The 26,278-nt window shown below is 64.9% G+C and carries 28 protein-coding genes; 1 reads left to right on the top strand and 27 read right to left on the bottom strand.

Features of this window, described 5'->3' with window-relative positions; genetic code table 11:
- Nucleotides 1-89: 89 nt before the first annotated feature.
- From I8N54_RS05170 to I8N54_RS05160, 3 genes are all read right to left on the bottom strand, one after another.
- Nucleotides 90-1,064: a calcium/sodium antiporter gene (locus I8N54_RS05170; protein ID WP_140193582.1), complete on the bottom strand. Its 975-nt coding sequence runs from the start codon at nucleotides 1,062-1,064 to the stop codon at nucleotides 90-92.
- Nucleotides 1,065-1,452: 388 nt separating this feature from the next.
- A complete protein-coding gene (locus tag I8N54_RS05165) occupies nucleotides 1,453-1,674 on the bottom strand; it encodes a hypothetical protein (RefSeq protein WP_140193583.1) in 222 nt (73 codons plus the stop codon).
- Between the two features lie 218 nt (nucleotides 1,675-1,892).
- Nucleotides 1,893-2,339 (bottom strand): YbjQ family protein, encoded by a 447-nt coding sequence (locus tag I8N54_RS05160; RefSeq protein ID WP_231592466.1) that lies wholly within the window; start codon nucleotides 2,337-2,339, stop codon nucleotides 1,893-1,895.
- A 412-nt stretch (nucleotides 2,340-2,751) separates the two neighbouring features.
- On the opposite strand from I8N54_RS05160, the gene I8N54_RS05155 reads away from it, so the two are divergent.
- A complete protein-coding gene (locus tag I8N54_RS05155) occupies nucleotides 2,752-3,282 on the top strand; it encodes a hypothetical protein (RefSeq protein ID WP_140193585.1) in 531 nt (176 codons plus the stop codon).
- A gap of 96 nt (nucleotides 3,283-3,378) precedes the next feature.
- Here the strand turns inward: I8N54_RS05155 and I8N54_RS05150 are convergent, their stop codons facing one another.
- The 24 genes from I8N54_RS05150 to I8N54_RS05040 all read right to left on the bottom strand — a co-directional run bounded on the left by I8N54_RS05150 (nucleotide 3,379) and on the right by I8N54_RS05040 (nucleotide 26,032).
- On the bottom strand, nucleotides 3,379-3,600 hold the full coding sequence (locus I8N54_RS05150) for a hypothetical protein (protein ID WP_140193586.1): 222 nt from the start codon (nucleotides 3,598-3,600) through the stop codon (nucleotides 3,379-3,381).
- A gap of 763 nt (nucleotides 3,601-4,363) precedes the next feature.
- Nucleotides 4,364-4,582, bottom strand: coding sequence for a hypothetical protein (locus I8N54_RS05145; RefSeq protein ID WP_140193587.1), 219 nt, complete (start codon nucleotides 4,580-4,582; stop codon nucleotides 4,364-4,366).
- Between the two features lie 117 nt (nucleotides 4,583-4,699).
- On the bottom strand, nucleotides 4,700-4,828 hold the full coding sequence (locus I8N54_RS20260) for a hypothetical protein (protein WP_269434061.1): 129 nt from the start codon (nucleotides 4,826-4,828) through the stop codon (nucleotides 4,700-4,702).
- Nucleotides 4,825-5,622 carry a lysozyme gene (locus tag I8N54_RS05140; protein WP_140193588.1) on the bottom strand — a complete coding sequence of 266 codons (798 nt, stop codon included), beginning with the start codon at nucleotides 5,620-5,622 and terminating at the stop codon, nucleotides 4,825-4,827. Before I8N54_RS05140 ends, I8N54_RS20260 begins: the two co-directional genes overlap by 4 nt.
- Nucleotides 5,623-5,791: 169 nt before the next feature.
- Entirely contained in the window at nucleotides 5,792-6,118 is a 327-nt protein-coding gene (locus I8N54_RS05135; RefSeq protein ID WP_140193589.1) for a hypothetical protein, read from the bottom strand.
- Nucleotides 6,119-6,568: a hypothetical protein gene (locus tag I8N54_RS05130; RefSeq protein WP_140193590.1), complete on the bottom strand. Its 450-nt coding sequence runs from the start codon at nucleotides 6,566-6,568 to the stop codon at nucleotides 6,119-6,121. It lies immediately after the preceding gene.
- A gap of 265 nt (nucleotides 6,569-6,833) precedes the next feature.
- Complete coding sequence (locus tag I8N54_RS05125) at nucleotides 6,834-7,463, bottom strand: SEC-C domain-containing protein (RefSeq protein ID WP_197097497.1); 630 nt, start codon at nucleotides 7,461-7,463, stop codon at nucleotides 6,834-6,836.
- A 248-nt stretch (nucleotides 7,464-7,711) separates the two neighbouring features.
- Nucleotides 7,712-8,461, bottom strand: a complete 750-nt coding sequence (locus I8N54_RS05120) for a hypothetical protein (protein ID WP_140193592.1) — start codon at nucleotides 8,459-8,461, stop codon at nucleotides 7,712-7,714.
- 4 nt (nucleotides 8,462-8,465) lie between these two features.
- Nucleotides 8,466-10,562 carry an SGNH/GDSL hydrolase family protein gene (locus I8N54_RS05115; RefSeq protein WP_140193593.1) on the bottom strand — a complete coding sequence of 699 codons (2,097 nt, stop codon included), beginning with the start codon at nucleotides 10,560-10,562 and terminating at the stop codon, nucleotides 8,466-8,468.
- 3 nt (nucleotides 10,563-10,565) lie between these two features.
- Nucleotides 10,566-11,546, bottom strand: a complete 981-nt coding sequence (locus I8N54_RS05110) for a hypothetical protein (RefSeq protein ID WP_140193594.1) — start codon at nucleotides 11,544-11,546, stop codon at nucleotides 10,566-10,568.
- Nucleotides 11,543-15,835, bottom strand: a complete 4,293-nt coding sequence (locus I8N54_RS05105) for a peptidoglycan-binding domain-containing protein (RefSeq protein WP_140193595.1) — start codon at nucleotides 15,833-15,835, stop codon at nucleotides 11,543-11,545. The genes I8N54_RS05110 and I8N54_RS05105 overlap by 4 nt, the downstream gene beginning before the upstream one ends.
- The gene (locus tag I8N54_RS05100) at nucleotides 15,832-15,975 is read right to left on the bottom strand and encodes a DUF7697 family protein (RefSeq protein WP_198571753.1); all 144 of its coding nucleotides are present in this window, start codon (nucleotides 15,973-15,975) and stop codon (nucleotides 15,832-15,834) included. The genes I8N54_RS05105 and I8N54_RS05100 overlap by 4 nt, the downstream gene beginning before the upstream one ends.
- 44 nt (nucleotides 15,976-16,019) lie before the next feature.
- A complete protein-coding gene (locus I8N54_RS05095) occupies nucleotides 16,020-16,517 on the bottom strand; it encodes a hypothetical protein (RefSeq protein ID WP_140193597.1) in 498 nt (165 codons plus the stop codon).
- Between the two features lie 4 nt (nucleotides 16,518-16,521).
- Nucleotides 16,522-17,472, bottom strand: coding sequence for a phage tail tube protein (locus I8N54_RS05090; RefSeq protein WP_140193598.1), 951 nt, complete (start codon nucleotides 17,470-17,472; stop codon nucleotides 16,522-16,524).
- Nucleotides 17,473-17,495: 23 nt separating this feature from the next.
- Entirely contained in the window at nucleotides 17,496-17,924 is a 429-nt protein-coding gene (locus tag I8N54_RS05085; RefSeq protein ID WP_140193599.1) for an acyl-CoA transferase, read from the bottom strand.
- Nucleotides 17,924-18,565 (bottom strand): DUF6441 family protein, encoded by a 642-nt coding sequence (locus I8N54_RS05080; protein ID WP_140193600.1) that lies wholly within the window; start codon nucleotides 18,563-18,565, stop codon nucleotides 17,924-17,926. Before I8N54_RS05080 ends, I8N54_RS05085 begins: the two co-directional genes overlap by 1 nt.
- Nucleotides 18,562-18,852 (bottom strand): hypothetical protein, encoded by a 291-nt coding sequence (locus I8N54_RS05075; RefSeq protein WP_140193601.1) that lies wholly within the window; start codon nucleotides 18,850-18,852, stop codon nucleotides 18,562-18,564. Before I8N54_RS05075 ends, I8N54_RS05080 begins: the two co-directional genes overlap by 4 nt.
- 10 nt (nucleotides 18,853-18,862) lie before the next feature.
- Nucleotides 18,863-19,183 (bottom strand): head-tail joining protein, encoded by a 321-nt coding sequence (locus I8N54_RS05070; RefSeq protein WP_140193602.1) that lies wholly within the window; start codon nucleotides 19,181-19,183, stop codon nucleotides 18,863-18,865.
- An 8-nt stretch (nucleotides 19,184-19,191) separates the two neighbouring features.
- Nucleotides 19,192-19,533, bottom strand: coding sequence for a DUF2190 family protein (locus tag I8N54_RS05065; protein WP_140193603.1), 342 nt, complete (start codon nucleotides 19,531-19,533; stop codon nucleotides 19,192-19,194).
- Nucleotides 19,534-19,615: 82 nt separating this feature from the next.
- A complete protein-coding gene (locus tag I8N54_RS05060; protein WP_140193604.1) occupies nucleotides 19,616-21,685 on the bottom strand; it encodes a ClpP-like prohead protease/major capsid protein fusion protein in 2,070 nt (689 codons plus the stop codon).
- Nucleotides 21,686-21,688: 3 nt separating this feature from the next.
- A complete protein-coding gene (locus I8N54_RS05055) occupies nucleotides 21,689-23,170 on the bottom strand; it encodes a phage portal protein (RefSeq protein ID WP_140193605.1) in 1,482 nt (493 codons plus the stop codon).
- The gene (locus I8N54_RS05050; RefSeq protein WP_140193606.1) at nucleotides 23,170-23,376 is read right to left on the bottom strand and encodes a phage head-tail joining protein; all 207 of its coding nucleotides are present in this window, start codon (nucleotides 23,374-23,376) and stop codon (nucleotides 23,170-23,172) included. Before I8N54_RS05050 ends, I8N54_RS05055 begins: the two co-directional genes overlap by 1 nt.
- Nucleotides 23,373-25,409 (bottom strand): phage terminase large subunit family protein, encoded by a 2,037-nt coding sequence (locus I8N54_RS05045; RefSeq protein ID WP_140193607.1) that lies wholly within the window; start codon nucleotides 25,407-25,409, stop codon nucleotides 23,373-23,375. Before I8N54_RS05045 ends, I8N54_RS05050 begins: the two co-directional genes overlap by 4 nt.
- Nucleotides 25,409-26,032 carry a hypothetical protein gene (locus I8N54_RS05040; RefSeq protein ID WP_140193608.1) on the bottom strand — a complete coding sequence of 208 codons (624 nt, stop codon included), beginning with the start codon at nucleotides 26,030-26,032 and terminating at the stop codon, nucleotides 25,409-25,411. Before I8N54_RS05040 ends, I8N54_RS05045 begins: the two co-directional genes overlap by 1 nt.
- Between the last annotated feature and the right edge of the window lie 246 nt (nucleotides 26,033-26,278).

Genomic DNA, 26,278 nt, shown 5'->3' with positions numbered 1-26,278 from the left:
AAAACATAAGGATTGGGCCGATTTGTCGTGTACTTTGGCCTCAGTCTTCTCTCACTCCCCCTAGGCGTCACCTCGCCTAAAGCCGGAGTCTAAGGCCAAAGCAACCAGACGTAAGCAAGGTAGCCGGCGGCCAGCACGGCGCCTTCTCTGCGACCGACCCTCATTCCAGTAGCTGCGAACACGACGAACGCCAGCGACACGAAGACCATGAGCGGAGCATCGAAGCGGACGATCTCGGCCGGCACCATCGACGGAGCGATCAGAGCGGTGGCTCCGCCAATTCCAAGGATATTGTAGATATTGGAGCCGACCACGTTACCGAAGGCGACATCACCCTGCCGCTTCAATGCAGCGATGACAGATGTCACGAGCTCGGGCATAGAAGTCCCGACTGCCACGATGGTCAGCCCGATGACCGTCTCCGAAACACCGAGGTTGCGAGCGATTTCGACGGCTCCGGAAACAAGAAAGGAGCCACCCGCAACTACCAACCCAAGGCCCGCCGCCGCGATCAGGAGCGGCACGAATAGCCCGCTCTGCGTCGAACTCTTCGAAATCGAGAGGTCCGCTTCCGAAAAGGCAGTGCTTTTGTCGTGGATCGCTCCAGCGGCTCCAGACCCGCGCTCCTGTCGGATGACAAACATCAGATAGCCGACGAGTCCGGCCACCATGGCCGTACCGATGAGGCGACCCATAGGGAACGTCATCGCCAGAAATGCAAATGCGATCGCGATCAGCAGCATGATCGAGGCGTCGCGGCGCAATGCAGACCGAGCTACAACGATGGGGCACATCACCGCCGAGACGCCAGCGATCAACAGGATATTGGCGATGTTCGAACCGACGATGTTGCCATAGGCAATACCAGGTGAACCGCTAAGGCCAGCCTGAACCGAGGTGACCAGCTCCGGCATTGATGTCCCGAAGCCGACGAGCGTCAACCCGATCACAAGGGGAGACATCCCGAGTCGTTCGGCAATCTGGACCGCCCCGCGTACCAGAAGCTCCCCACCGACGATCAGCAGGACGAACCCGCCCAGCAACAGAAGCCAAGTCGTGATCATGCAGGCCCCCCGTTTACGTCAAGGCACCTAGCCGGTCCAAACGGACAAGCAAGGGTATTCTTCCAACAAAGCAATATGTTGCGCATGCTTAATGCAAAGGAAGTCATCACGGTGACGAATGGGTTCGGGATATCGAATTTCGAGCAGTTGTGATGAGGGGTAAAGAAAAGAGCGCCCACGCAGGAACGTGGGCGCCCGAAAAGCTGAAATCCTCAGGTAAGGTACCAATCTCACCTGATGGCCTTCTAACACGGTCCTGCCCTAAGTCGTCAAATTGGAAGATAAGACAGTCCGGTCGCCGACGTGTTTCCGCTGATCTCAAGTCAGAACGATCGAAGCACTCGAGGTATCGCCGACAGCAGCTTCGGACTAAGGATTCTCAGTCACATCAACCGAACCGGTTTTGCCCGCGCCGCTCCGGCGGCAGCGCCTTCACCCACGGCCACTTCGACCCGCACCGGCTGCAGACCACCCGACGCTCGAACTCGTGACGGTACAGCAGCACGAGCTGCGCGTCGGCATTAATCCTCCAGATCGTCGCCGTATGCCGGCAGGACGTGCAGGTCAGCTCGAGGTGGGTTGCGGTGTGGTGGAAGAGCGCATGAGGCATCGGCGGGCCTTAGACCACCGGGAACGCGTCGCGAAAACGTAGATGACTTTTGAACCGGTAAGAAGTTTGTAATGGCGCACCCGATAGGAGCAAGTTTTCGACGTATTCTCAGCGATCTAGCGTGGAAACCGTGGCGCATCCCACGCCATACATATCAATGACTTGCGGGCGCGTTTGGAAACGGATCAGCGGTGTAGAAGTGGGTGTCGCGCGGCACATTAGGAGCGATCGAGGCGCACTGCCGTGCCGGAAGCGACCAACAGAACCATGCTCTTCATCGCGCTGAGTTCGACGTAGTCGAGGTCGACCCCTACCACAGCGTCGGCACCAATAAGCCGAGCTTCTCTCTTCAGTTCGAACAGAACGACTCGCCGCGACTCCCGCATCGTCTTTTGCACCGCAGCAGAGCGCCCTCCAACAATGTCTCGCACCTCTGCGAAGAGGTCTTTGAAAATGTGCATGCCGAACGCGCACTCGGCCGTGACGATTTCGAGCCGTTCAGTGATCGCAAGGTCGGAGCTGACTTCCGTTGTCAACAATACCCGCTCGATTTCAGCGTCGGTTAAGCGAGGTGCCGGCGCAGCCGCGGCCGTCGGGCCGCTCCTCAAGCGCGCGGCATTACAACGCTTGCAGTGACGGCCCTCAGGTCCTGCGGAAGTCAGCATCCCAATCTCGGTTCCGCAGTCTACACATTTCTTCATCTCTTAACCCCCGTGCACGTTGCCCGGACCATCGCTGGTTTCCCGGTTACGGGCAACATGCCGCACTACCCCCGCTCGCAGCGACACGGCGGTGAACCCCTGACACGCTCGGTGTAAACATCCCGCTCCCTCGCCAAGCTATTGGTGTTTCGCCAAGGGAGCGTCATGTAAAAGGGCTCTGTTCCCGGTTTGACCGAGGTAATGCCGGTTTGCCAGGTTCAGCGAGCCTCCGCACGGTTCGTAAGACTGCTGCCCATGAAAGTAAATTGATCGGGGTCAACCAAACCGATTCGGCCTATACCAATCCGGCGGCAACACATGCATGGTGCAGATCATGTTTTTGACTTCGCCAACCTAAGAAGAATGGGAGAGAAATATGGAATGGACCATCGCAAATGTCGCACTCCTGATTTCGGCATCAGCCACCGCAATCACATCAGTCATATCGGTCCCTCTCCCAATCCTCAGAGACTGGATAAACCAGAACAATGGCGAGCGGCGCGCGCGATATGAGGTTTTCTCGAACTTGGTGAAAGAACTGATAACCAACTTGGATGAAGTCAAAAAAGCCGACAGATCCTACGAAATGCACTCAGCATATATCTTGGCAAACAAGCCAATTGATCCTCAACCACAAATGGAAATTGACTTGCGGTCAAAATTTAATAGGGACCTCAACCTACTGAAGTTGCTTGCGCCAGAAACCGGGGTCGACGCGACGGACTTTATTCGAAAAGTTGAAATTCTTAGGCTAACTACAAACGGTTATGCTGTTGAGAATGATAAATTGGTTGCGAAACTTGATGGGTCAGAAGTTGCTAGGACAATAGTCAGCTTGCAAGATGACATTGTGAATGAAGGTGTCGATGTACTCGAGAGAGCTAGGCAGGCCCTGCGGTACCGATAAAAATTATCTAGGAAGTAAGACTACAATACCTTGGATATTATTGGCCGAACAATTATCCGCGATCGCTCCAACAACCACGACGCTTTAATTCCGGCCTCAACCGAACCGGTTCGGCCCGCGCCGCTCCGGCGGCAGCGCTTTAACCCACGGCCGCTTCGTGCCGCAACGGCTGCAGACGACCCGGCGCTCGAACTCATGGCGCGAGAGAAGCACGAGTTGCGCGTCCGCATCCTTCCTCCAGATCGTAACTGTGTGCCGGCAGGACGAGCATGTGATCTCCAGGTGGGTCGCGGCGTCGTGGAAGAGCGGATCGAGCATTGGCGGGCACTCAGGCCGACAGGTGTGAGATGCCAATGCCCCAGAGAGAGAGACTTCTAGATGTCCAACGGCATCTGGCCTAGTTCCTACTGAGGTCCCTCAGCGCCCTCTCTGCGATAAGGCTCTTGAATGAGATCGTCCAGATCATAGAGCTCGCCCTCTGGGACATTTCTTGGCCACGGCGTTAAGAAATAGCCTTTTTCTAAATCGAACTCTGAATAAAGGGCACTCAAGGATCTGAGATTTAGTTCGTTGGCAGCGGAGTCAGTCAACGGCACAACTTCGTCAGGCGACTGTAGCACTGCGATCGCCCAATCGCGAAGTGGATCGTTCAATCGGCCATCTTCAACCGGTTCCTGTAACACCCCGACCGCAACCGCCATGAGGTCGGCGGCCGCACTCCGCTTCGCTATTCGATCATTCAACAAGTACGCAGCGCCACCTATGACAACTGGGACTAGGACAGCACCAAGTAGCTTCGCTAGTATCTCCAATTTGTCCCAACAATCCTTCAAGTTCGTCATAAATCCCCCTCGTCTTCACAGCTTATCCGTCTTGAAGTTTGCCGACATCGTAGCCCCGGCACACTGCATGATCGATTATTATCAGCCCCCGGGATCAAAAAAGCCCCCCGGCCGGGCAGGCCGAGGGGCGGGGTTGTGCCGGGACGGGCACGTCAGAACGTACAACGGGTCCCCGTGTTTCGAGGCTTGCGACATGGCAGCGGCCCCGTGGTTTTGCCGGTGGACCGACCGGCGGCGGATCAGAGACGACACCCCGCCTCTGCGGTGATGATGACTTCGACGCCCGGTCCGCCGACGTCGTCGTGCGTTTCGGGATGGGCGGTCAGCCCACGGCGGAGCTCGGCGATCGGCCGCTCGAGCTCGTCGCAGACCTCCGCCTGCGATACCGCCAAGCTACCGATCGGAGCAGAGCAGCCGGTCGTGCCAAGGAAGATCACCAGGGCAAGCGTCGCGCGCATCTTCGATCCTTTCGTCGGTGCTAAGGCGGTCGCGATCGTCGCGCCCGCGAGTGAGGCCGATCCAGACGGCCGAGGTGATCACGGCGGCCAGCACCGTGCAGATGACCGCGACGCGCATCAGAGGTGCTTTCCGACTTGCCAGAGGTAGAGGCACACCAGAAGCAAGCCGATCGCCGGCAGCAGCCATCCCTGCGCGTAGGCCGCGATCAGGACGCCGATCGCGGCGAAGGCGGCGAACGGATTCATGTCCGGGTCCCGAGGCCGCGAAGGCAGAGATCGCGCTCTTCGGCCCGACGATTGACGAGGCCGCGCATCACGCGCCCGCCAGCCTTGTTCCACCAGGTCAGCGCCTCACAGCCGCCGGCGATGTCGCCCGCATTGAGCCGCCTGGTCGCGGTGGAGCCCCCTGCCCCCGCCGTCCCGACATTGTAGGCAAACGAGGTGTAGGCGGCGTCCCGGTACGGCGTCAGGCGGCCGGAAATGGTCTGCGGCGTGAAGTAGTGGTGCAGGCTTGCCCGGTAGTCGCGGAGTTCCGTGTCGAGCAGAGCCTGGCACTGGCTCTCGCTCATGCGGTCACCGAGCCGGACGCCGCTGGTGTGCCCGTAGCAGATGGTCGGGACGCCGACGGGGTCGAGGTAGGCCTCGGTGCGCAGCCCCTCCCACCGGGCGACCAGCGGGACGGCGACGCCCATCGTGGCGGACTCGGCCGTCTGGCTGACCGGGAGCGGCTCGAGGCGCGGTTCAGGCGCCGGCGTCCGGATGTCGGACCAGAGGACCGCGCCGACCACGAGCACAGCCAGGCCAGCGATCCATGCCGGGCTTTCGACCTTCGAGCGGTCGATCGACTGGTCGAGCAACCGGCCGACGATGCCGTAGAGGATCGCGACCGTGCCGAGGATGAACCAGACGCGCGGGTTCGTGTCGATGCCGGCGGCGAGGTAGATGATCTCGGGCAACCAGATGAACAGCAGGCCGAGGTAGAACGCCCACATCGAGTGAGCGCGGGCGATGATCGTGCGGGAGTTGGGAACGAAGCGCATGTCGCGTCTCCATGGATGAGCGTCGCGTGGACGCGGAAAAGCCCGCGCGAGGCGGGCTGGTTTCAATTGACGGTTGTGGTGATCAGCGGCAGATTTCGACGGGGCCCGTGCTCGGCATCACGTCAAACTGCCGACCCCTTGCTTTCGACAGAGCAAAGCCCTGCCCTTGCTACTTGCGGTACTGACTCCGGATTAGTTCGTCCTTCACATCGCCGAGCGAACGTTCCATGCGCTCTGCGGCGACCGAGACGCCCTTGGCAGCCTCGGTGTTGTTGTGCAGCGCGTCGGTGTTGGCATCGATCGACGCGCGCAGCTTTCTCGCCTCCTGACCATCGATCAGAGCACCAGCGACCGAAAGCTGCTGCGGCTCAGCCGGCTGTTCACCACGCGGTCGCGCCGACCGATAGCCAAAGAGAACGGCGAGGACGGCACTTACAGCCAGAAGAAAGGCGCTGGCACTGTCGAGCCAGGCGGCATCTTTGAGCGAGTCCCACATTCACTTCCCCCTCACCCGGCGGATGTCGCCGGTCGACCGGGACAGATTGACGAGCTCGAGGATCACGAACGTCGAGTAGGCGATCACTCCTGACCAAGCACCGCCTCCGTAGAGGGCAGCCGCGAGAAACCCGATTGAGTACTGGCCCCAGAAGGTGATCCCAATGAGGGAGGCCGCTGCGCGCAGGTGTGGCGTGTAGGGGAACGCTTGGAAGCTGCCGTTGATCGTCAGGGCGCCCAGCCGGGCAACGGCACAGAGCAACACGAGGACGCACCACATGCTTTCGTCGCCCCATTGTGCGAGCTTTGCGAAGCTCGGCGACGTGGTGAACATATCGTCCTGCAGCCAGAGCGCGACGCCCATGCCGAAGGCCGGCACGATCATGGCCCATTCTGTCACGCGGATCGGGAAGTGGTCGGCGATGCCTCTCGCCATTCTCAAGAGTGCCATTCGGTCTAACCCATGTTTTTGTCGAAAGTCGACTCCACCATTGCTTCGAAAGACGAGCAAAAGGCTGGCCGCTACGAATTCCTCGTCCTCATAGTCGACGCGACTTGATGAGATCGCTAATTGCCATGAGTCAGCCTCTACCGACCGGTTTGGTATTGACCTCCGCCGATTGATAAGCATCTAGGCCGCGGGCCAAAGCCTATTCTCGAGGCTATCGAATTGATAAGGCTTGGAGCCGCTGCCTAATGCGGCTCAGTAGCTTGCCTCACAGACCGTGACAGCGGCCATACGATTTACCGGAACCACACAGACACTCTTCTCCCCTACGTGATGCACGGTGAAGCATTCTCTGCTCAGCTTTTTTCCACTTCGGGCGATCTAGCCTTTCAAAATCAGAGAGTTTGTTCGAAGCGGTACCAAACTTTACTTGCTCAATGCGTAGGCGGTCATACATCAGATCGTATCTCTTCCATTCTTGTGCGTCCTGATGTTTGACTGCCCAAACTCTCTTTGGGAAACGATCAAAGGCGTGGAAATTCAGATCAGATCCGTCCGGGCAAAACGTACCGCTGTGAGGGCTCGCAGCAAGTTTGGGCGTCGGGTCAATTAATCTGCCATCCGGCGCTTCCCAGACTGCGTGGTGCACGGCTTGCACGAAAAACCTCTTAATAGTTGTAACTTGCCAACCAAAAATTAATTTTCCGCCGAGTTTATCACAGCAACTTTCAACGTTCCAATAGCAATAGCCAGCAAGCGATGTCTTGCTCGGTAAGATCGGGATCGTGAGCGCGTTCGCTCCCGGCGCAAGTAAGTTCGAGAAGATAGACTCGAATTCCGGGTCTTCCGGCGATGGGTCTTGAATCCCGCGGGCCCACTCTTTGAAATTTCGCGCCACCTGAAGCCTCCAGCATGTCAAGGAAGAAGCGCTCAACCATAGACTCAGACCACTGTGCTCCCGCAACATTTGCGGAGTCTTGCACTAGCGTCAACCGCCCGCTCTGAACCAGTTCTTGGGCTGTTTTAATATCAATAGATGATGGCAACTCTACTTCTACATATGACATGTTGATTACCTCGGAAATAACAGAGCTCTTGATGGTGGCTTGTTCATCAGTCGCATTGTTGAATGTTGTGGTCAGCCGCCTACACGGGACCGTCGATGACCACGCCGCGGTTTGCCATCCGCGTGACCGATCGGGTGTTGATGGCGTTCATCTGCGCCGGCGTCAGGGCTGACGTGAACATCATCGCCTCGTGGAAACGCACGAGGTTCGCGTCGGCTGACGCGGAGTCCCGGTTGCCGACAGCGAAGGCTGCGTCGCGGTGTGCTAGCGAACCTGTGCCTTTTGAGTGGTTCGACTGCCCGACGCCGCCGAGGACGAAGTTGAGATTGTTGATCGAGGTCGACCAGTCCATCGAAACCCCGACGAACACCGGCTCGTCATCCGGCAGCAGCATGGACGAGTTCGCCGTCTGGTTCGATCCGCCATAGTTTGCCGCCATGCGCACGCCGGAGGCGAGGTAGAGGCCTGAGCCCTGGCTACCCACGATGTTGCCGAACAGGCTCACCGTCGCCGCAAGCGCGGCGGGCCGCTGCAGGACGCCGCAGAAGGTCCAGCTGGTCAGCCCGGCGGTAATCGGGTTCAAGCCGGTCAGCAGCGCGTCACCGTTCGCCACCGGCAAGCTGACATAGTTCGTCGAGAACGCCGGCGCGGCGTCCTGCTCGGTCAGCTGCCGACCATTCAGGCCGTAGTAGCTGTCAGCATCGGGCCCGAACAGCCAGTGCCCCCACGCGCCAACCTCGGCGTCTCCGTAGAGGGTCACGTCGGCGGGGTCGAGTGTCCCGACCGCGTTGGTCGAGGGCACGTTGAGAACGAAGAACGGGTTGGCCATGTCTCTACTCCTCGGAGATGGGCGCGGTGAAGGCGAAGTGGGGGGACCAGTTGAAGAGCGGCCGCCTGACGCCGGAGATCAGCACGGTATCGGCAGAGCTGTCGCGAAGGTTGCCCCCGGAGACCTGCTCGGCGCCAACCCACGACTGGCTTTCCGAGAGCGCGTAGGAGACGGTTACCGGACCAGTCGGGGCATCAGCCAAACGAATGACCACCTTGTCGTCGCGAATGCGCAGGCTTGCGATCGAAACCGTGCTGCCGTCGTCTTTCACTTGGAACCCGTGATTGGTCATCGGCTCCATATTCGACGTGTCGAAGACCAGCGGGCCGCGCGGCACCTTGAAGCGAATGTGGACCTCCGCGCCGTGGGTGATCGCACCTAGAGGCTTGAGACGCTGCGGCTCGTAGCCCGCCAGCACTTCCGCCAGCGCGCGGCCGAGATATGCCCCATACCAGCGGTGGCCGACTTCCGTAGGGTGCAGATCATCGTCGCTGAACGGCAGGAAATACTCCGGCGTCACAAGATACATGATGTCGCCGTAGCCGTCGGCCTGGAGCTGTGCGAGCGCGACCTGATCGCGGGAAGACGTGAGCCGTGCCGTCTGGGTGTAGAGGATCACCGGGCTTTCGGTCTGCCCGGTCTGCCCCGTCGCCTCCGCCGCGAAATCGTCGGCCATCGCCGTGAACAGGCCGTAGTAGGTTTCCTGCGGCGTCACCGGACTGGCGATGTCCGCCTGGCCCTGGATCCAGCACATCGCAGCGATCTTGTGGGTGTCTCCCGCGTTGGCGGCAATGGTGCCCGCGTCGGTCAGCTGGTCCTGCACGAGCTCCCAGCGGGTGCTGTCCGCGTCGAGCTCGTCGATCTCTCGCGACCCCTGCCCCGCAGACGACGCAAAGAACACCTGCTCGTCTCCGAAAGCGCCAAGGCTGAGACCGTAGGAATAGGCCATGTTGGCGATGATCGAACACGGGCTCTCGTTTGCGCCCTCGACAAGCGCCTTGGACGTGGTGCCTGACGAGCCGGTCACCGGACCGCTGGAGAACGTGATGTTGTTGTAGGGCTGAACGGTCGTGAGCGGGCCGTCCGAGCCGGTGCCAAGGCTCCACGACTGACCGTAGACCATAGCCTGAAGCATATCGGCAGTCGGAACCGTCTTGTCGCGGCGCTCGCGTTGCGGCGAACTCGAAGACGCGGCGAGACCCGCCCCCACCAGCTTGTCCGTCGAAAGATCGTAACCCAAGATGATTCCAGAGTCGGAGTTGCCGACGATGGGGATGATCGGGCCTTCCCCGTTGTAGAGGGCGTGTCCAGGAAAGCTCGAGTCGATGGTGTCCTGCACAGGCTCGTCGGGGATACCTTCGCCGACCAGTCGCCCCAAGACCCTGTTGAACCCGAATAGGATAGCGAGTCCTGTGCCATCGCCTCGCGTGGTTGCCACGATAGGCACTGTATCTCCGGCACCTTGAAAGTCACCGTATCCAGCCGAGAACCGGTTGAAGGCGGCCTGAGCAAGTTTGCTGGCGAGGCCGGTGTCTCCAATGCGCACCCAAGTATCCGACTGTTCTTCATAGAGACCGTCGATGTCTGGGTCGCCGCTCCCGGAAACGATGGCGTGCGCACCATTGGCAACGGTAGACGGATCGACCAAACCCGCAACCGAAGTGGCCCGATCGACCGCACCAGCATAGGTTTCGGCAAGGTCACGGGCGGTTTCGGCGGCAACCTGTGCAGTCTCGACAGCGCTTTGTGTTGCGAGTAGCGCGGTCTGCGTCGGGAAGGTTCCGAGCAGAAGATCGTCATCGTCGTTGTTCAGGTAAAGCTCGAACTCACCGGCCTTGTTGGTGGTCGAAAAGGTCTCGCCGGACGAGGTTTCGGACATACCAGTGTCGACATCCTCATACCAGCGGCCGGCGGCAAGCGCGGCCTGGGCCTGAACGTTGATTTCTGCGGCCACCACGTTGATCTCGGCGCTAACCGCGTTGATCTCGGCGCTGTGGTTCGGAAGGGCTGCCGCCCAGGCCTGCATGATGCCTGAGTAGCCGTCTTCGTGGATCTGAGCCGTCGCCGGCAGCAGGGAAATCGTCGTTGTAACTTCAGCCATGTCTCAGCTCGCTTTGATGCCGGTGATGGGAATGGACGCCGTCAGGCGGAAATCGCTCGACATCGGGAACACCACGCCGTCGCGCGGATATCCGAGGATCGTAGCGTCGGTGAACGAGAAGTCGGGTGGCGGGGTCCAGAGCTGGACCTTCGCCCGGTTGCGCCGAACGATGCGCTGCACGAACTGCTTCTGGCTGCGGTTCAGTCCGACGACGTAGTCGGCGATCTCCGCATAGCCCTGCTCGACCAGCTCGACATCGCCCCAGACGTTGCGGTCCTTCGACGAGAAGTCGTCGGTGTCGGTGCTGCCGCCGTTGTTCAAGTCGCCAAGGTAGACGCGGCGACCCGCGAACGCCTCGCCGATCGCCGGGTGGCCGCCCTCGAGCGTCAGGACGATCCGGTAGCCAGAGAAGGCCGGGACATCCCAGAACAGGACGTTCGTGCGGTAGAAGTCGTCGGCCTCGTAGGTCAGCCAGGTCAGCCAGTCATAGATCGGGCTTTCGTCGATCAGCGTCTTGGTCTGATCGTAGACCAGCACGTCGCTGCTATCGTAGACCTGCAGGCGCGCGGAGGTCGCATCCTTCAGCCCTTCGAGGTAGACGGTGTCGACCTTCGTGTGGGCGATGTCGTCGAAGTTGATGACGACGGGTCCGCTGATCGGCCCCCAGTCTCCTACTACGATTTCCGGATCCTCGCCGAGGCGGGTATCGACCCCGCTGTCGAAGAGCCGCAATAGCGCGACCGCGACAACCTTCAGCCAGTAGCTCGGGTCGTCCTGGTCATCATCCTCTGGATCATGCCCGGCGTTCGACCCGACCAGCGACTGATACCAGTAGAAGTTGCGCACCACGAGGTCGTTCTTGTTGTAACTGGTGGCGCCGTTGTAGTTCCAGGCACTGTCCGGAAACCCGAGAGTGACGCCGTCGGACGTGACGCTTGTCAGGTCGGACAGCCCGAGCTGGCGCTCGACAACGTAAAGGCTCATGAGCTGGTCACCCTCAGACGGGCCCTCGGGGGGTTCTTGACGAAGACGCCGTTGTCACGGATTTGCCGAAGGCTGGATTCGATGCGCTTGGTCGTAGCGGCCGAGCTTCCGAGACCGGACTCGAGCAACTGCTTGACCTCGCGCAGCAGGGCCACGGTCTGCGGCGCGTCCGCATTGACCGTCGAGGTGGAGCCGCTGGCGCTGACCGGTCCGACGTAGGACACGGCACCGCCACCGGTCCGCTCACCGCTCCTGCGGGCGGCATACTCGATCATATACTCGAGCCGGCTGCCGAAGTCCTCGGGGTCGAGGGCATCGGCGTATTCTGACATCGCGCGGGCCATCTCGGCCGTCGCGGCAGCGGCGCGCTCCTCCTTCAGGATCGTCTCCCCGAGCGCCCGGTTGCGATCGTGCAGGCTGTCGAGCCACCGCTTGTCCAGTTCGATCTGGTCGCCGCGCGCCGTCAGGAGACGATCGACCAGACCGGTGCGCTCGGCTTGGTAGGCCGCCGCGTCCTGCGCATCGCGCAGCGCGATCGTGGCGCGACGCAGATGTGCCGGCGTCTCCGCCAGCTGAAGCTGGAAAGCCTTGTGCTCCTGACCGAGCACCTGGAGCCGCTGGATCTCCAGACCGCGCTGCTCGCTTACCATGCGCTCACGTTCGGCCCGCGCGGCTTCGCGCTGCGCCGCCGCCGCCTCTTTCGCAGCGCTACCCGTGCCCGCGATGGTCTCGCGCAATCGATCCATCTGGGCCGCGGAGTCGGCAATCGACGCCAGAAAAGCGGCGTTGCCATAGTTGCGGTTCTTGTTGGCAGTCTGGAACCGACGGGACACCTCGGCGGCGGTGTCGACATCGCTCAAGGAGTATCCCGTGCCACGAGCCTGCGCCGCGACTTGCTGCCGAAGCACCTTCAGCTGTTCGCTCGGGGACATGCCTCCGAAGATCGTTTGGGCGCCTGCGGCGTAGGCGTCCGGGCCGCCGAACCGGTCGAAGGCCCGTGATGCGTCGTTCGCCATGACTGGGCCGACCGTGCGACCCGAGAGGCCGAACATGCCGTCGGTCAGGCGCAGTGTTCCGGCAACCGACGAGATCCGCTCGAGTGCGCCGGCGTGGGTCTCGTATTCACGAGTCAGGCTACGAGTGCCGAGCGCAGCGATCGCTTCCGCCTCGTTCAGCGCCTGCAGGCCGTCGGCGAGGCTGCCGCCGTTCCGGCTATCGAACTCGACGGACACGGCGCGGACGTCGCCGACAGCACCGCCGAACACAGCGGCCATGTCTTCGACGCCGGCCGTCATGGCGGCAACGGACTTCGTCGCCTCGGCACTGGCACGGGCATTCCGATCGTACTCGGTCGAGGTCGAAGACGAGAGCCCCCAGAACGTCTCGCGCCTGATCCGCTCCCAGTCGTCGACGTAGGAGCCACTGACACCGAGCCGGCCCCGCTGCCCTTCCCCAATGGTTTCCTCGCTCGAGAACCCGTCGATGAGCTGCATCGCCGCGCTGACACCGCCGAGGATCGGGGCGGCCGTCTGCATCATCGTGCCGAAGTTCGCGCCGAGCCCTTGCGTGAGCCAGCCTGTGAAGTCGCCCTGGAAGCCGCCGAGCAGATCCTCGAGGCCACCGCCGAGATCGCCGCGCCCCATGCCGTCGATGATCCCCGACACGAGATCGGACCCCATTTTCCGGCCGGCGTCGATCATGTCCTGCTCGCGTTCCGCGACTTCGCGGACGCGATCGGCGAGGCTTTCCATCGCATCTTCGGCCGCCTCGCCACCTTCCTCCAACCCTTCCGCGAAGCCCTCGGCCGAGTAGGCGCCGAGCTCGGCCATGACACGCGATGGAGACTGGATCTGCAGTTCGGAGCGCACCGTCGAGGTGGCGATCTGCGCCATCGAGCGCGCCGTCGTCGTGATGTTGTCCAAGCGGGACCGCATGCCTGCGCTGATGCCGTCGCCGATGTTCTCGCCGACGGAGACGCCCGCGGCGCGCGAAGGAGCGGCTTGCGCGAGCACAGAGGCCGGGACCAGCTCCATACCCTCGCTGACAGCCGAAACGGCGCCAGAGAGACCGTCGGACAGCCCGGCGACGGTTGCATCGCCCACTTGCTGCCCGGCGCCCTGCGCGGCGCTCTCCGCGACGACGATCGCCTCGACTGCACCGACCATCTCGACCGAGACGGCCTTCTCGAGACCGGCGGTCGCATCCTTGACACTGGTGGCCGCGCGGGCAGCGACGGCAGCCGTCTCCGCCTCTTTCGTGGCGGCGGCGTCCGAAGCCGCTGCGCGTTCGGTGTTCGAAGTCGCGGCAGCGCTCGAGGCGGCGCGCATCTCGTCGAGCTGGGCGAGCGCCTGGTCGATGGCGGCGAGCGTGTCGGGCCCGACAATCCCGTCAACGGCGATGCCCATCTCGCGCTGGAACGCGCGGATACCCTCGGCCGTGCTGTCATGGCCGAGCACGGCCAGGCGGTTCGCTACCGTCTGCGCGGAGGTGTCGGCATCATCGAGCGCTGCGGTCAGCATTCGCGCGTCACCGACGGCCGCGTTCTGAGCCCCGGCGAACTCGCGCATGGTGGTCGCGGCCGTGCCGAGCGCGAGCGTGGCGTTCAGAGCCGCGCGCTCCATGCCTTCGACGCCATCGTTGGCGGCGATGATCTGCTGCTGCGCCTCGGCGAACAGGCGGGAAAGATCGGCATCCGAGGTCGCGGTTGCGATCCGCCCGATCGTCGCCTCGAGCGCGCGCAGCTCGTCGGGATTCATGCCCAGCCCGCCCATGTCGAGAACGGAGCTCGCGGCATCGGTCGCCGCGCGACGCGCCTCGATTCGGGCGATCTGCTGCTGCAGCTCGAGCTGCTCGCGCATGAATCCGGCTTGGGTGCCGTACTGGTCCGTCAGGTCGGCCATGCCGGGGATGCGAGCCGTCGCAGAGATGCCGCGCGCGTAGCGCTCGACCTCTGCTGCAGCTGCCGCCATGTCCTCGGTCTGCTTCAGCACGGATTGCCAGATGCGCTCGAACGGTCCGGCCGAAGAGCTGGCATCATCAATGCCGCTAGCGACCTGGCCGACCCAGCTCGAGACGTCCTTGAATATGTCGCGGGCGGATCGGCTTTCGTGGCCGAGGTCCTCAGCCGCCAAGGCGGCGAGCGCGCCCTTCTGGACGACTTCGTCCATGATCGAGGCGACGTTCCGCAGCTCAGGACTTAGTTGCGCGCCGCTCTCGCGCATCTGGTCCAGAATGGACTGGATCGCGGTGGCAGACGCCACGATCTCCCGGGGCCCATCTGCGCGCGAAAAGGTTGCAAACTCGGCCGTCAGCATCCGGACGTGGGATGGCAGGACGCCGAGCTCGTTCGCAGCTGATGCGACATCTTCCTCGAGGCCGGCGATGTCGTCGCGAACGAGCTGGAGTTGCGATTGGGTTGCCACGCCCGAAGCCACTTGTCCGGCAAGGCTGTCGCGCTGCTCGTCGAGGCGAGACATCAATTCGGCGAGTTCGCCGAGGCTCTCGGTTAGGCCATCGGCGGTATCTCCGACCTCGTCGCGAAGACTATCGAGGCTGAGCCCCGCCATGAGCTCGGCACTTGCGCGGACCGTCTCGGCAAAGCGACCGAAGCGCTCTTCGAGCTCGGACGTTGGCGTCAGAGCAGTCTGCGCATAGCTCGCATATTCGTCGAGAGCACCGACCAGCCCGTCGAACTTCTCTTCGAGCGTCTCGGCCTCACCGCCGAGATCGAGCAGGCTCGGCAGGAGCATCATGCCAGCCCCTGCCGCCATGCCGAGCCCCATTGCCACCGGACCGCCGAACAGCATCCCGATGTCAGAGCCCTGCACCGCGAGCGCGCGCAGCGGGTCGCCCGTGGCCAGCGCCATGTCGCTGACCTGGCTAAGCTGCATCGTGAGCATGCGGAAGTCGAACCGCCGGACCTGCCCGCCGTAGCGCGCGGCGGCGGCCGTCGCGTCCTGGTATTGGTCCTCGACCAGCGCCAGGACGGCGGCCGCCCGGCGCTGATCGACGGCACCGGCCCGAACGGCCCGGTTGACCTGCTCGACCTGGCGCTCGTAGCGCCGCTGGACCGAGTAGGCCGGATCGAGGGAGGCGCGCAACTCGTTGAAGGCACGCGACTGGTCGCGCACGCCCCGCGTGAAGGTGTCCGCGATCTGATCGGCCGAGGCGGAGCCCGACTTGATCTGGTCGAACATCTGCTTCGCGCTGCCACGGATGCTGTCGAACGTCAGCTCGACCGTCTCGCCGCCTTCCGCGCCGATCCGCACCGTGTAGGTGTTCTGCGTCATTCAGGGTGCTCCTGTCGCTCATCCAGAGCGGCCAAGGTTTCCGCCTCGAGGAGAGGCAGCCATTGGGTCAGCGCGGCCAGGTCGACCCCGGTCGCGCCGCCCATCTGGAACAGCGCGACCACGTCTAAGCCGACGGGCACGCCGTTGGAGCCGGCCCGCCTAAGTTGGCGGCCGGCACGTTGCATCAGGCGCCAGACGCCGGTTGCTTCTTCGCTTTCGAGCTGGCCGAGGGCTTCGCCTTCCGCGTTGCGCGGCCCGACCCGCGCGGGGCACTCTTCGCACGTTCCACCGAAGAGGTCGCGGCACCCTTGGCAATAGGCGCGTCCCCCTCCGAAGTGCCATCGGACGAGGGCGCCGAGCCGTTTCCCTCGGAAACCATCCCGAAGGCGCGCATGGCGTATTGTTCCCAGAACGCCGACCAGACGACCGGCTGACGCAACAGCGAGGGCACGAGCTCAGGCGTGAACTCGAGCGGTTCGCCCGTTCCGAGGTCGGCCAAGCCTTCCCACCCGGTGATCACGCGCGCACCGAGGCGGCGCCCACGCACGACGAGGGTCTCGGCCCCCTCCGCCTCGAGGATCACCTCGAGGACGATGTCGTAGTCGACCGGATCGCAGATCAGGACGGCGCCGTGCCCGAGCTCGATGCGCTCGGGCCGGCCCGTGAGGTTCAGTTTCAGCATGGGATTACCCGTTGTAGGAGGCGATGGAGTTGATGAGCGTCACGGTCATCATCGGATCGCCGTTCGCCTGCTGCGCGGCCGTCCAGCTGTAGCTGACGTCGACGCCGTTCGGCCCGGTGGTCTCGATCTTCGGCCGCTCGAGGTAGACGCGCGGCAGGCTGATCGAGAGCTTCTTGCTGGCGCTGAGTGTCCAGGAGATGTCGAGGGCGCAGGAGGTGAAGCCGTCGGCCTGGGTGATCAGCGCGGTGTTGTCGAACCGCTGGACGATCGTGCCGGTGGCCGCCGACACACCGCCAGTGATCGAGGGCACCTCGCCGTCACTGGCGATGGCATCGAGGGGCTCGAGGTTGTTGGTGAAGTTGATCCCGCAGGACAGGATCGACGAGATCGCCGAGGCATCGCGCTTGATGTCGACATGCGGGTGCGCGAACCGCTCGAGCGCCTGTTCGGTCGGCGTGCCGGCCCCGGAGCTCGTGTCCGTCGCGGCGCCTTTGCCCATCAGTCCGACCGTCGCAGTCAGGTTCGCACCCCGCCCCCGGCGGGCCTCGATCGTGAGCGTGTTTGCCTTCAGTCCCTTCTCCATCTCGAAGAACGGCACCTGCGGCCAGGCCTGCTCGAGCGCTGCGGAAGGCAGCTCGGCCGCACCTGAGGTGAAGACGTGGGTGTACGGATCGGAGCCAGTCGTTTCCGGATCGCCGAACAGCAGGGTCAGCCAGTAGCCGATGTTGTTGAGGTCGACCGGCACCTCGACGTCGCCGGCGACGTCGATCAGGTCCTGCGTCGGTGCCTGCGGATCACGGCCGAGGCCGAGCAGCTCCGACGGGACGAGGCCCTTCATCGGGCCGACGGTCGACCGGGCGAACGGCAGCTGGAAATAACCGGACGCCGGCGGGGTGCCGAACGTCGTTTCAAAGGCGAACGCCATCTCGGCGGTCGCGCCGCGTGCTTCTCCCATCGGGCTTCTCCTATGTTCAGGGATCAGGTGAGCGGATTGCTCGTGGTGTAGGTGACGGTGACCGGGATCAGTCCCGTGCGGATCGCGTCATTGCCGTCGATCGGGTCGTCGTTCGGGACCGCCGGGGCCCAGTCGAGCCAGGTCACGGCGCCACCGAGGAAGCGATCCGCCGCCAGGACGGCGCCGACCGCGACGCGCAGCGCGTCGAAGCCGGTGATGTTGTTCTCGCCCGTGACGTAGAGTTCGAGCTCGATGCCGTGCTCGTAGGTATAGCTGAGCGGCGACATCAGCAGCTCCGGGGCGCCCGGCTCGCCTTCGACGATCAGGATGGCACCCTCGGGCGGGACCGCAAAGCTCTCCTGGGCGTCGTCGGCGCGCATCACGACCGCATCGGTGCCAGCCTCGAGCGCGGCCTTGAGCGCAGACAGGATCGTCTCGTATGTGCTCGGCATCAGCGTGCTCCGGTATAGGCTGCGATCAGCGACGGCAGCGCCGCCGCGACGGCCCGGGCGTCGTCCTGCAGGTTGAGCCGCTTGGGCAGCTTCGCCTGCGGGATCAGGATGAAGATCACGGCACTCTGTGCGCCGGTCAGAATGCCATCGCGACGACGGCGGCCCCGCTTCTGCGTCGCAGCCCCGCGGCTGTTGATCCGGACATCGTCCGCGACCAGCAGGACGCCACCGCGCCGGAGCTTGATCGGTCGGAGTTCGATACCGCTCCGCTGCTCCCAGGCGGCCGGCGTGATCCGTCCCCCACCGCGACCGGTCCCGGCCGCGTCCGTCGGGATCGCGAGGTAGCGACGCCGGCGCGCGCGGATCAGCGCCCCCTGCTCATGCGCCGCGATCAGCTTCGGGGCGCGGGTCCACACGAGGGCCTTTGCGTTGGCCGAGACCGTGCTCGTCGGATAGGCGGCCCCACGGATCGAGTTGGCGAGGCGGTTGCCGAGGCCTGCGCGGCGCACCTGGCTGCGCCACCGCTGCTTGAGCTCCTCCTCGGCGATCCCGACCGCGTCGGTCACACCCCGCTCGAAGAGCTCGAAATTGTACTTGAGCCCCGCGTCGATCGCGCGGGTCGGCGTCTCGACGCGGATCATTCGTCCGGCGCGGCCTTTGCCGTCTTCGGCTCGACTTTCTTCACCGGCCACTCCCACCCGATCGGGTCGGCAGCGGCGCGATCGACGGCCTCGACGGGCTCGAGCGCGAGGACCTCACCGCGCGCGAAGGTGACCGCCTCGCCCTCGAGCAGGTCGAACAGCCCGGCTCGACGCCAGCGGGCCCCGAGCACGTCGGTGTGTGCGAGGTGCTGCGGACCGGTCAGTTTCAGCGTGACCGGGCCGGTGATCGTCGCGCCGTCTTTCGCCGTGATACGGATCTTCTTCATCGCACTCTCCTTAGGAGGTTGGGCCAGGCCGCGTGTCGATCGTCCAGATGAGACCCTTCGGATCGAGCTCGGGACTGCCGTCGACGGTGCGCTGCTCGCCAGCGGCGGTGATGACGTCCCCGGCGCGTGGGCTTGCCACTTCGCTTTTGCGGACGAGGAAAGTGACGCCGGCCACCGAGACGCGGCCTCGGCCGATCCCGAAGTCCTCGGTCGGCGCGCGCCGGATCACGCGACAGGCAACCGGGTCCCCGACCTGCGGCGTGTAGGTCGCGGACTCGGCATGATGCGGCCCGGTGAACATCGTGTTCACCGCGACCGAGAAGGCGGACATCGGCGCCGTCAGAGCGTGAAGGCGGCCGACAGGCGGACCTGCCCGGTGTCGGACGGGTTGGCGGCCGCGGCCGTGGCGACGCCGATCAGCTTGTTGGCGCCGCTCGCCGCCGTGGTGGTCGCCAGCTTCGTGCTGTCGTCCCAGAAGATGCGCGCGCCGACCGTCCAGGCTTGTGCGGAGACCTTGGCGAGATCGAAGACGCCCTCGGTGACGATGGTGACATCGTCGCCGGAGTCGGCAGTGAGTGCCGCAACGCCGAAGATCGAGCCGACGAGCACGCCGGCGCCCGAGGCGACGTCGTAGGGGGCGGCCAGCGTGAGGTTCACGCCGGGCTGAACGTAGTTCTTCATCGGGGTACTCCCGTTCGAGATGTAAGATGGAATGTGGAACCAGCGCGCGGGTCTGATCCGCGCGCCATTTGATCAGCGCGGCTTACTGGCCGGGGTTCTTGTAGAGGGTCTGGTAGGCGAGCGGCGCGACGCCGGCGTCCATCCGGACCTTCAGCTCGACACCATCGACCGTCCAGCCGGTCTTTTCCTCGAGGTAGGGCGTGTCATTCCCATCGAGGTAGGCCACTTCGATCGTGTCGTAGGCGCTCGGGTCGGCCGCGAGATACCAGGCCGTGGTCGAGGCGGCGTCGAGACGGCCGTCGACGATCAGCTCGGCCATGCCGTTGACCGGGTTGGTCGCGTGCCCCTTCTGCGACGTCGGGTCGACGGTCGAGGTCAGCAGCTGCCGGGTCGCGGTCTCGAGCGTCGCCGGGACCAGCATGTAGCGCGGCGAGATGTTCAGCGTCGCCTTGGGATCGCCCGGGTCCTTCTGGGTGCGCATCGCCGCGCGAGCCGCGCCGAGCGTGCTGACGGACGGAGCCCCGGCCGAGCCGAGGTTGTTGTGATCGGCGTGGAACAGCGCCTTGCCGTCCGACATATTGGGATTTGTCGTGAGCACTGCGTAGACCAGGTTGCCGACCGTCCGGCGCGCGGCACGCCCCATCCGGCGCGGCAGGTCGCCGAGCATCATCAGGTCGTCGTTGATGATGGCCTGGCGGGTGATCGCGATGATCTTGCCGTAGGTGCCGAGCACGATCTCCTCGCCGCGATCGCCGACGGTGCCGTACTTGTACTCGCCCGTCTCGCCGATCTTCTCGAGCGCTGAGACGAGACCGAGGCCGACCCGCTTTGAGGGCTTGAAGTCGCTGAGCGAGCCCGCCCGGGTCCAGAGCGGATAGGTCTCCTCCGCCTCGTTCCAGCCTTGCAACGCCGCTTTCGAGGCGACGTCGGCGAGGATGTTGGCGAAGTCCGACGTGGTGTGCATGCCGGCCATGGTCAGAGCCCGACCGACCATCTCGCGACGGTCGCGCGAGGTGACCCGCTCGCCTGCCATCTCGATCGACTCGCGCGCCATCTCCGACAGGGTCAGCGAGGAGAACTCGTTGCGTTCCCCGCCCTCGAGCCGTGCCTTCGCCATCAGCGCCTTCGTCGCGCCCATGACGAACTTCTCGCGGGATTCCATGCCGACATGCGCAACCGGCGCGCCGGTCATCGGCGCATCGGTGTCGCCTTTCTCCTGCCACTTCGCGGTGATGTCGTCGAGCGCGGCCTCGAGCGAGGTGCCGGACGCGATGTGCTGATCCGCGACCGACATCTCGAGGCCGGCCTGGCGGCAGGCCTGCATGATCTGCCGGGTGCGGGTGCGCTCGGCGCGGACCGCATCGTCGGCGCTCATCGTCACGGTTGCGCCGTCCGCCACCGGCGGCGTCGGATTGGCCGGCGGGGCCGGCGAGGTTGCGGGCTTGGGCGCGGTGGCCGTGGCCCCTTCGGGATTCTGCGTCATCTGCGGGTCCTTCTTCTGGCGGGGCTCGCCCGCGACCATGGCCAGAACGGCCGTTCTGCTCGGGGCGGGGCCCAGAGCCTCTGCTGCCTCGCGAAGCTCGCGCGGCGCGTTGCGATACATGCGGAAGTCGAAGACCGCGGCGGTCACCGCCGGCGTCTCCTCGTCGCGATCATCGGCGAAGCCGAGCTCGACGGCCATCTCGCCGTTCAGCACGGTCTCGGCCTGCATCAGCTCGCGGACCCTCTCGCGCGTCTGGCCGGTACGACGGGCGTAGACGTCGGCATAGGCGTCGGCGATGATCCGGAGGTGTTCCGCCGAGGTGCGATGATCGTCCTCTGTGCCGCGGCCATCCGTGAACATTTGCGCGGGGTCGTGGATCAGCATCCAGGACCCGAGCCGCATCGTGATCCGGTCGCCCGCCATCGCGATCAGGCTCGCCGAGCTCAGCGCGATCCCGTCGACCACGACATGCACCTCGCCGGGATAGTCGACGAGCATCGTGTAGATCGCCTGCCCTTCGCTCGCGATGCCGCCCCCGGAGTTGATCCGAACCGTGATCGGGCCTGACATGACCGCGAGCTGGCCGCGAACCTGCGCCGCGGTGAAGTAATCTTCTTCCCAGAAGGTGTCCCCCACGGTGCCGTAGAGCAGGAGTTCGTTGTCGGGCATGGATCAGTCCTCGTCGGATGGCAGCGCCGGCGCGCCGGATTGCAGGACGCCCGACAACGCCACGCGCCGCGGGTCTGAGTCGAAGACGAGCTGGGCCGCATCGGCCGCCTGAGCGTCGGTCCTATGTTCCTCGAGGACCCGCTCGGGGTCGTAACCAAGCTCGCGGATCGCGTGAGAGCGGGACCAGAAGCCCGAGCGCACGCCGTCGCGCATCGCCCGGAGCTCGCGGTCGGGATCGACGATGGTCCGACGCGGCGGGACCCAGCCGAGCGCGACGGGCGCGCCGGCGGGACGCGGGCGGACCAGGCCCCACGCCTCGAGCGTCCAGGCACCGATCGGCTGCATCATCTGCGGGATCATCAACAGCCACTGCCAGGACGACACGTTGCGATCCATCTCCAGCCGCCCCATCCGGGCCGAGCTGAAGTTGACCTTTGAGAGATCGCCGCTGAGCGCCTCATAGGTGATGCCGAGGCCGCTCGCGACCATGCGCAGGACCGCCCGCGTGAACTCGTCATAGCCCTCGACGCCCGGAGGCGAGGCAAACTTGATGTCCTCACCCGGCGCGAGCTGCTGGATCCGCCCCGGCGACAGGGTCGACAGACCGCCCGGGTCCTTCCAATCACTCTCGTCGTCTTCAATGTTGGTTCGGAACGCCGCGAAACAGGCCGCGATCTTCTGGCGCATCAGCTGCGCGTCCTGGTGATCGATCAGGTCCTGCATCGAGAGCGCGACAGGCGCGAACCAGCTCACGCCGCGCATCTGCCCCGGCCGGTCCTGCCGGTAGATGTGCAGAACCTCCGACGCCTCGACCCGCCGGCTCTCCTGCCGCAGGCTGCGCCAGCCAAGCGCACCCGGATGCTCGCTGTAGAGGTGATAGGCGACACGCCGGCCGACCCGGTCGTACTCGATCCCGTCGCGGATCACGTGGCCATCGTCCGTCGTGCCGTCGCGGGTCACGTCCAGGAAGTCGGGCTCCAGGACCTGCACCTGGAACGGCAAGGGCAGACCGTCCCGCCGCAGCCGACGCCGGCGGCGGATCAGCACTTCGCCGGATTCCACGATCGTCTGCATCGCCAGACGCTGCAGCCCGTAGAGGTTCTGCCGCCCGTCGGCGTCGATCGCGACCGTGTCGAGGTGCTGCTCGACCAGCTGCTGCAGCTCGAGGCGTGCGGCCTCGTCATCGCTGGCGACCTTTGGGATGATCCCGTCGCCGATCACGTTGTTCGCGATCACCGCCTGCGCCCGCGTGGCCAGTGGCGAGTTGCGCAGCATGTCCCGCGCGATCGCTCGCAACCGGTCGCGACCGCCACGCGCCGCGCCGTCGGCGTCGCTCCGGTTCGGCCGCCAGGCCGTGCCTCGGGTCTGCCCCGCGCGGGCTGCCTCGTAATGCGCCGTGACGGTCTCCAGGGCGAGACGGTTCTGCATGCGGCGACGGGCCATCCCCGGGGCGAGGTGGCCGATGATCCGATCTATCGTCGACATCAGAGGGGCCGCTCGAACCGGGGCTGGATGTGCGTGGGTCGCGCGCTGGCTGCGTCGGCCAGCTCCTGCTGCATCTTCGCGCGGACTCGGAACATCTCGTCGAGGCTCCGGTACTCGGTCGTGTTGCCGTCGACGGTCACCCGGGTCGCACCGATGGCGATCGCCGCGTTCAGCGCGTCGAGCTGAGCCTGGCTGAAACTGCTCATATCCAGTCGCTCCTCGTCGGTATCCATGTGCCGTCGTCGGCGGGTTGATCGGGTTTGGCCTCGGCCGCGGTCGGCTGCGCCGGTCGTGTCGGGGTCGGCGCGACCGCCGGCGCGGCCGGGACGGCAGCGTCGAACAGGTCGGCCTGTGCATCTTGTGGCTCGGCCGCGCGCTGCGCCTCGAGCACGGCCCACTGGTCGGCCGTGTTCGAGGTCCAGCCCTTCCGGCGCGCCGCGGCCTCGGCATAGTTCATCGTGTCGAGGCCCTCGTTGCGCCGGGTCGGCTCGACCAGGTCCCACTGGCTCGTCGCGACCCCGGCCCGGCTGCGCTTGATCACCCGGACCTCCGAGGTGATCTGTCGGAAGTACTCGTCGCCGAGCCCGACCGGGAAGGCGACGAAGCCGCGCTCGAGCGGATCGTCCTTGGCGAGCCACGTGTAGAAGTCGGCCTTCAGCTGGCTGACGTTCAGCATGAACGCCCGTTTCTGCCGGCGCTTCGCCTTGCCGTCTGCCCGCCGCTCGAACTTCTGCGGCGTCAGGATAGGGCCGGTCTGCGACGACGAGCCCTTCACGATGATCACCCGGTTCCAGGGGTGGCGTTTCGCCCAGGACCAGACGTCCTCGGTGTATGTGCCGCCATCGATCGCCAGCATGTCGAGCGGTAGCCGAAGCCCCTTCTCCGTCCGCCACGTCGCCTTCAGGTACGCATCGAGCGCCGCCCTGCCCTCGTCATCACCGATATGATGCGGGATCACGACGTAATCGACCGTCCAGCGCCGGTACTGCTCGCCGAAGGCGACGACGTGCAGCTCGATCCGGTCCGCCTGGCAGTCGACGCCGCAGGTCAGGATCACGCCCCGCGATGGCACAATGCCGCGCGGTCGTTGGTCGGCCGGATCGGCGTTCTCGACCCGATCGCGCAGCGCCTCCCAGTCCGGCCCCTTGCTCGCCTGCTCGTAAGGCAGCCCGAGCACATCGTTCCAGAACGTCTGCTCGGTCTCGGCCTCGACGGCCGTCGCGAGCCCAGCCTCGGTCTCGGCCGTCACCTCGAGCCGCGACCAGCCCATGACCTGCGCATACTCGTGCGCGATCGAGGCCCAGTCCCGCTGCGGCGCGTAGGCGCGCCACAGATGGAACGATGGGTGATCACCGGCTGCATTGTGTGCGACCCACCGGCCTGCGGCGACTATCCGTTCCTTGTCGGCGTGCCCGATCACGCAACCGCAGGCATCGCACGTGAAGTGCGCCGCCGCGAGCCGCTCGGGATCGAGGTTGCGGCGGAAGTTCTCCCAGGTCAGCGGAGCCTCGTGCCCGCAATGCGGACAGGGCACGTGGTAGAACCGCCGATCGCCACGATTGAACGACCGGGTGATCCTGCAGGTGCCCGAAATCATCGGCGTGCTGACCCGCAAGATCTTCGCGTCCTCGAAGCCGCTGGCCCGCGACACCGCGAGCGCCTCGGGATCGCCGAGCGGCGTGGGCTCGTACTTCGACAGGTCGTCCATGACGACGAGCCGGCGCGAGGTTCCGGTCAGGTCGGCTGGCGACCCGGACGAGGCGACCTTCAGTGACCCGTTCCGGTCGACCGTCTCCTGGTTGAAGGTCGTATCCTTCTTTTCGCCGCTCCGCGCGTCGCCGAACACACGACGCAGGTCGGGCGCCTGCCGGCGCATCGGCAGCCACTTGTTGTTCACCCACTCTGTCGCAGCAGACATGGTCGGATGAACGACGAGGCTGTCGAGCGCGGTGCTCGAGTGCCAGGCCGCGATGGTCGGCTGGATCACCGAGACCGTCTTGCCCCATTGCGCAGAGCCGCGCACCGTCACCTCGCGTGCCGGGTGCTCCGGCGAGAGGACCTCGTGGATCTCGCGCAGGAACGGAAAGCGCTCGATCCGGAACTTGCCCGGCAGCGGCGAGCGCTCGTCGAACTCGATGTTCTCCTCGCACCACCTCGTGATGTCCGGCGGAGGTGGCGGCGCCATCGCCCGGGCCACCGCCCGCGCGACGATCGCTTCGGCCGACGCCAAGAAACCCATCAGATGTCCTCGGCCCGTTCGGCGTCGGACAGCTCGACACCTTCGCCGGTCTCCGCCGCAGCTTCGGAGCGCGCGCCTCGATGGGCCCGCCAGGTCTGCACGAGCAGCTGGCGCGCCCGGCCGAAGTCGACGCCGAGCTCATCGGCGATCCGCCGGGCCCCGTCGCGCAGAACCATCTCGAACTCCGCGATCTCCTGCCCGAGCTGCTTGGCGACTTCGCGCTCGACCGACGAGGCGAGGACGAACGTGCCCTCGGCTTCGGCGTTCTGGCGGCGCAGCTTGCGCGCCTCTTCCTCGGCCTTCTGCGTCCGCGCCAGCTCGTAGCGGTCGGGGTCCCTGCCATCGAGCACGCCGTCCGGGCGCTGGCGACGAGGTGCCTCGTCCTCGCCGTCAGCTCCGCTCGCCAGGTCGTGCAGCGCGCGGCGCGTGTCCGCGCCGTTGCCCATCATCTGCCCCGGGTCGAGCCGCTTGCCGAGCGCCTCGGCCGACTTGCCGAGATCGAACCGCCGGCCCCTGCCCTCGCCCTGGTAGCAGCCGTCCAGCTTCCCTTCGCTGACGAGCTGGCTGATCCGGCCCCGCGTCACGCCGAGCTTCGCAGCCAGCGCAGAGGCGCTGACGTTCATCTGGACTGCTCCGAAGGCTTAGTGGTTTAGCCCAATTGGTTTAGGCTTTCGAACTTGCTTACCCCGCCTAAGCACATGCGCTCAGCGCCCCCGTATACCCTCGAGGCCCGGAAGGACCCGAAGGGTGCGGGGGTAGCGGCGATGGACGGGGCTGAAACGAGAAGCGCCCAGCGGAGGAACTCTCTGCCGGGCGCAAATCGGTTGCTGGTTAGATGTCAAACCACTCGAGTCCCGATCTGTCAACAA

It is taken from the genome of Pelagovum pacificum (assembly GCF_016134045.1).
In the GTDB taxonomy this organism is placed as follows: domain Bacteria; phylum Pseudomonadota; class Alphaproteobacteria; order Rhodobacterales; family Rhodobacteraceae; genus Oceanicola; species Oceanicola pacificus_A.
Note: the sequence above shows the minus strand (reverse complement) of the source record. Positions and strands in the feature narration are given on the sequence as shown.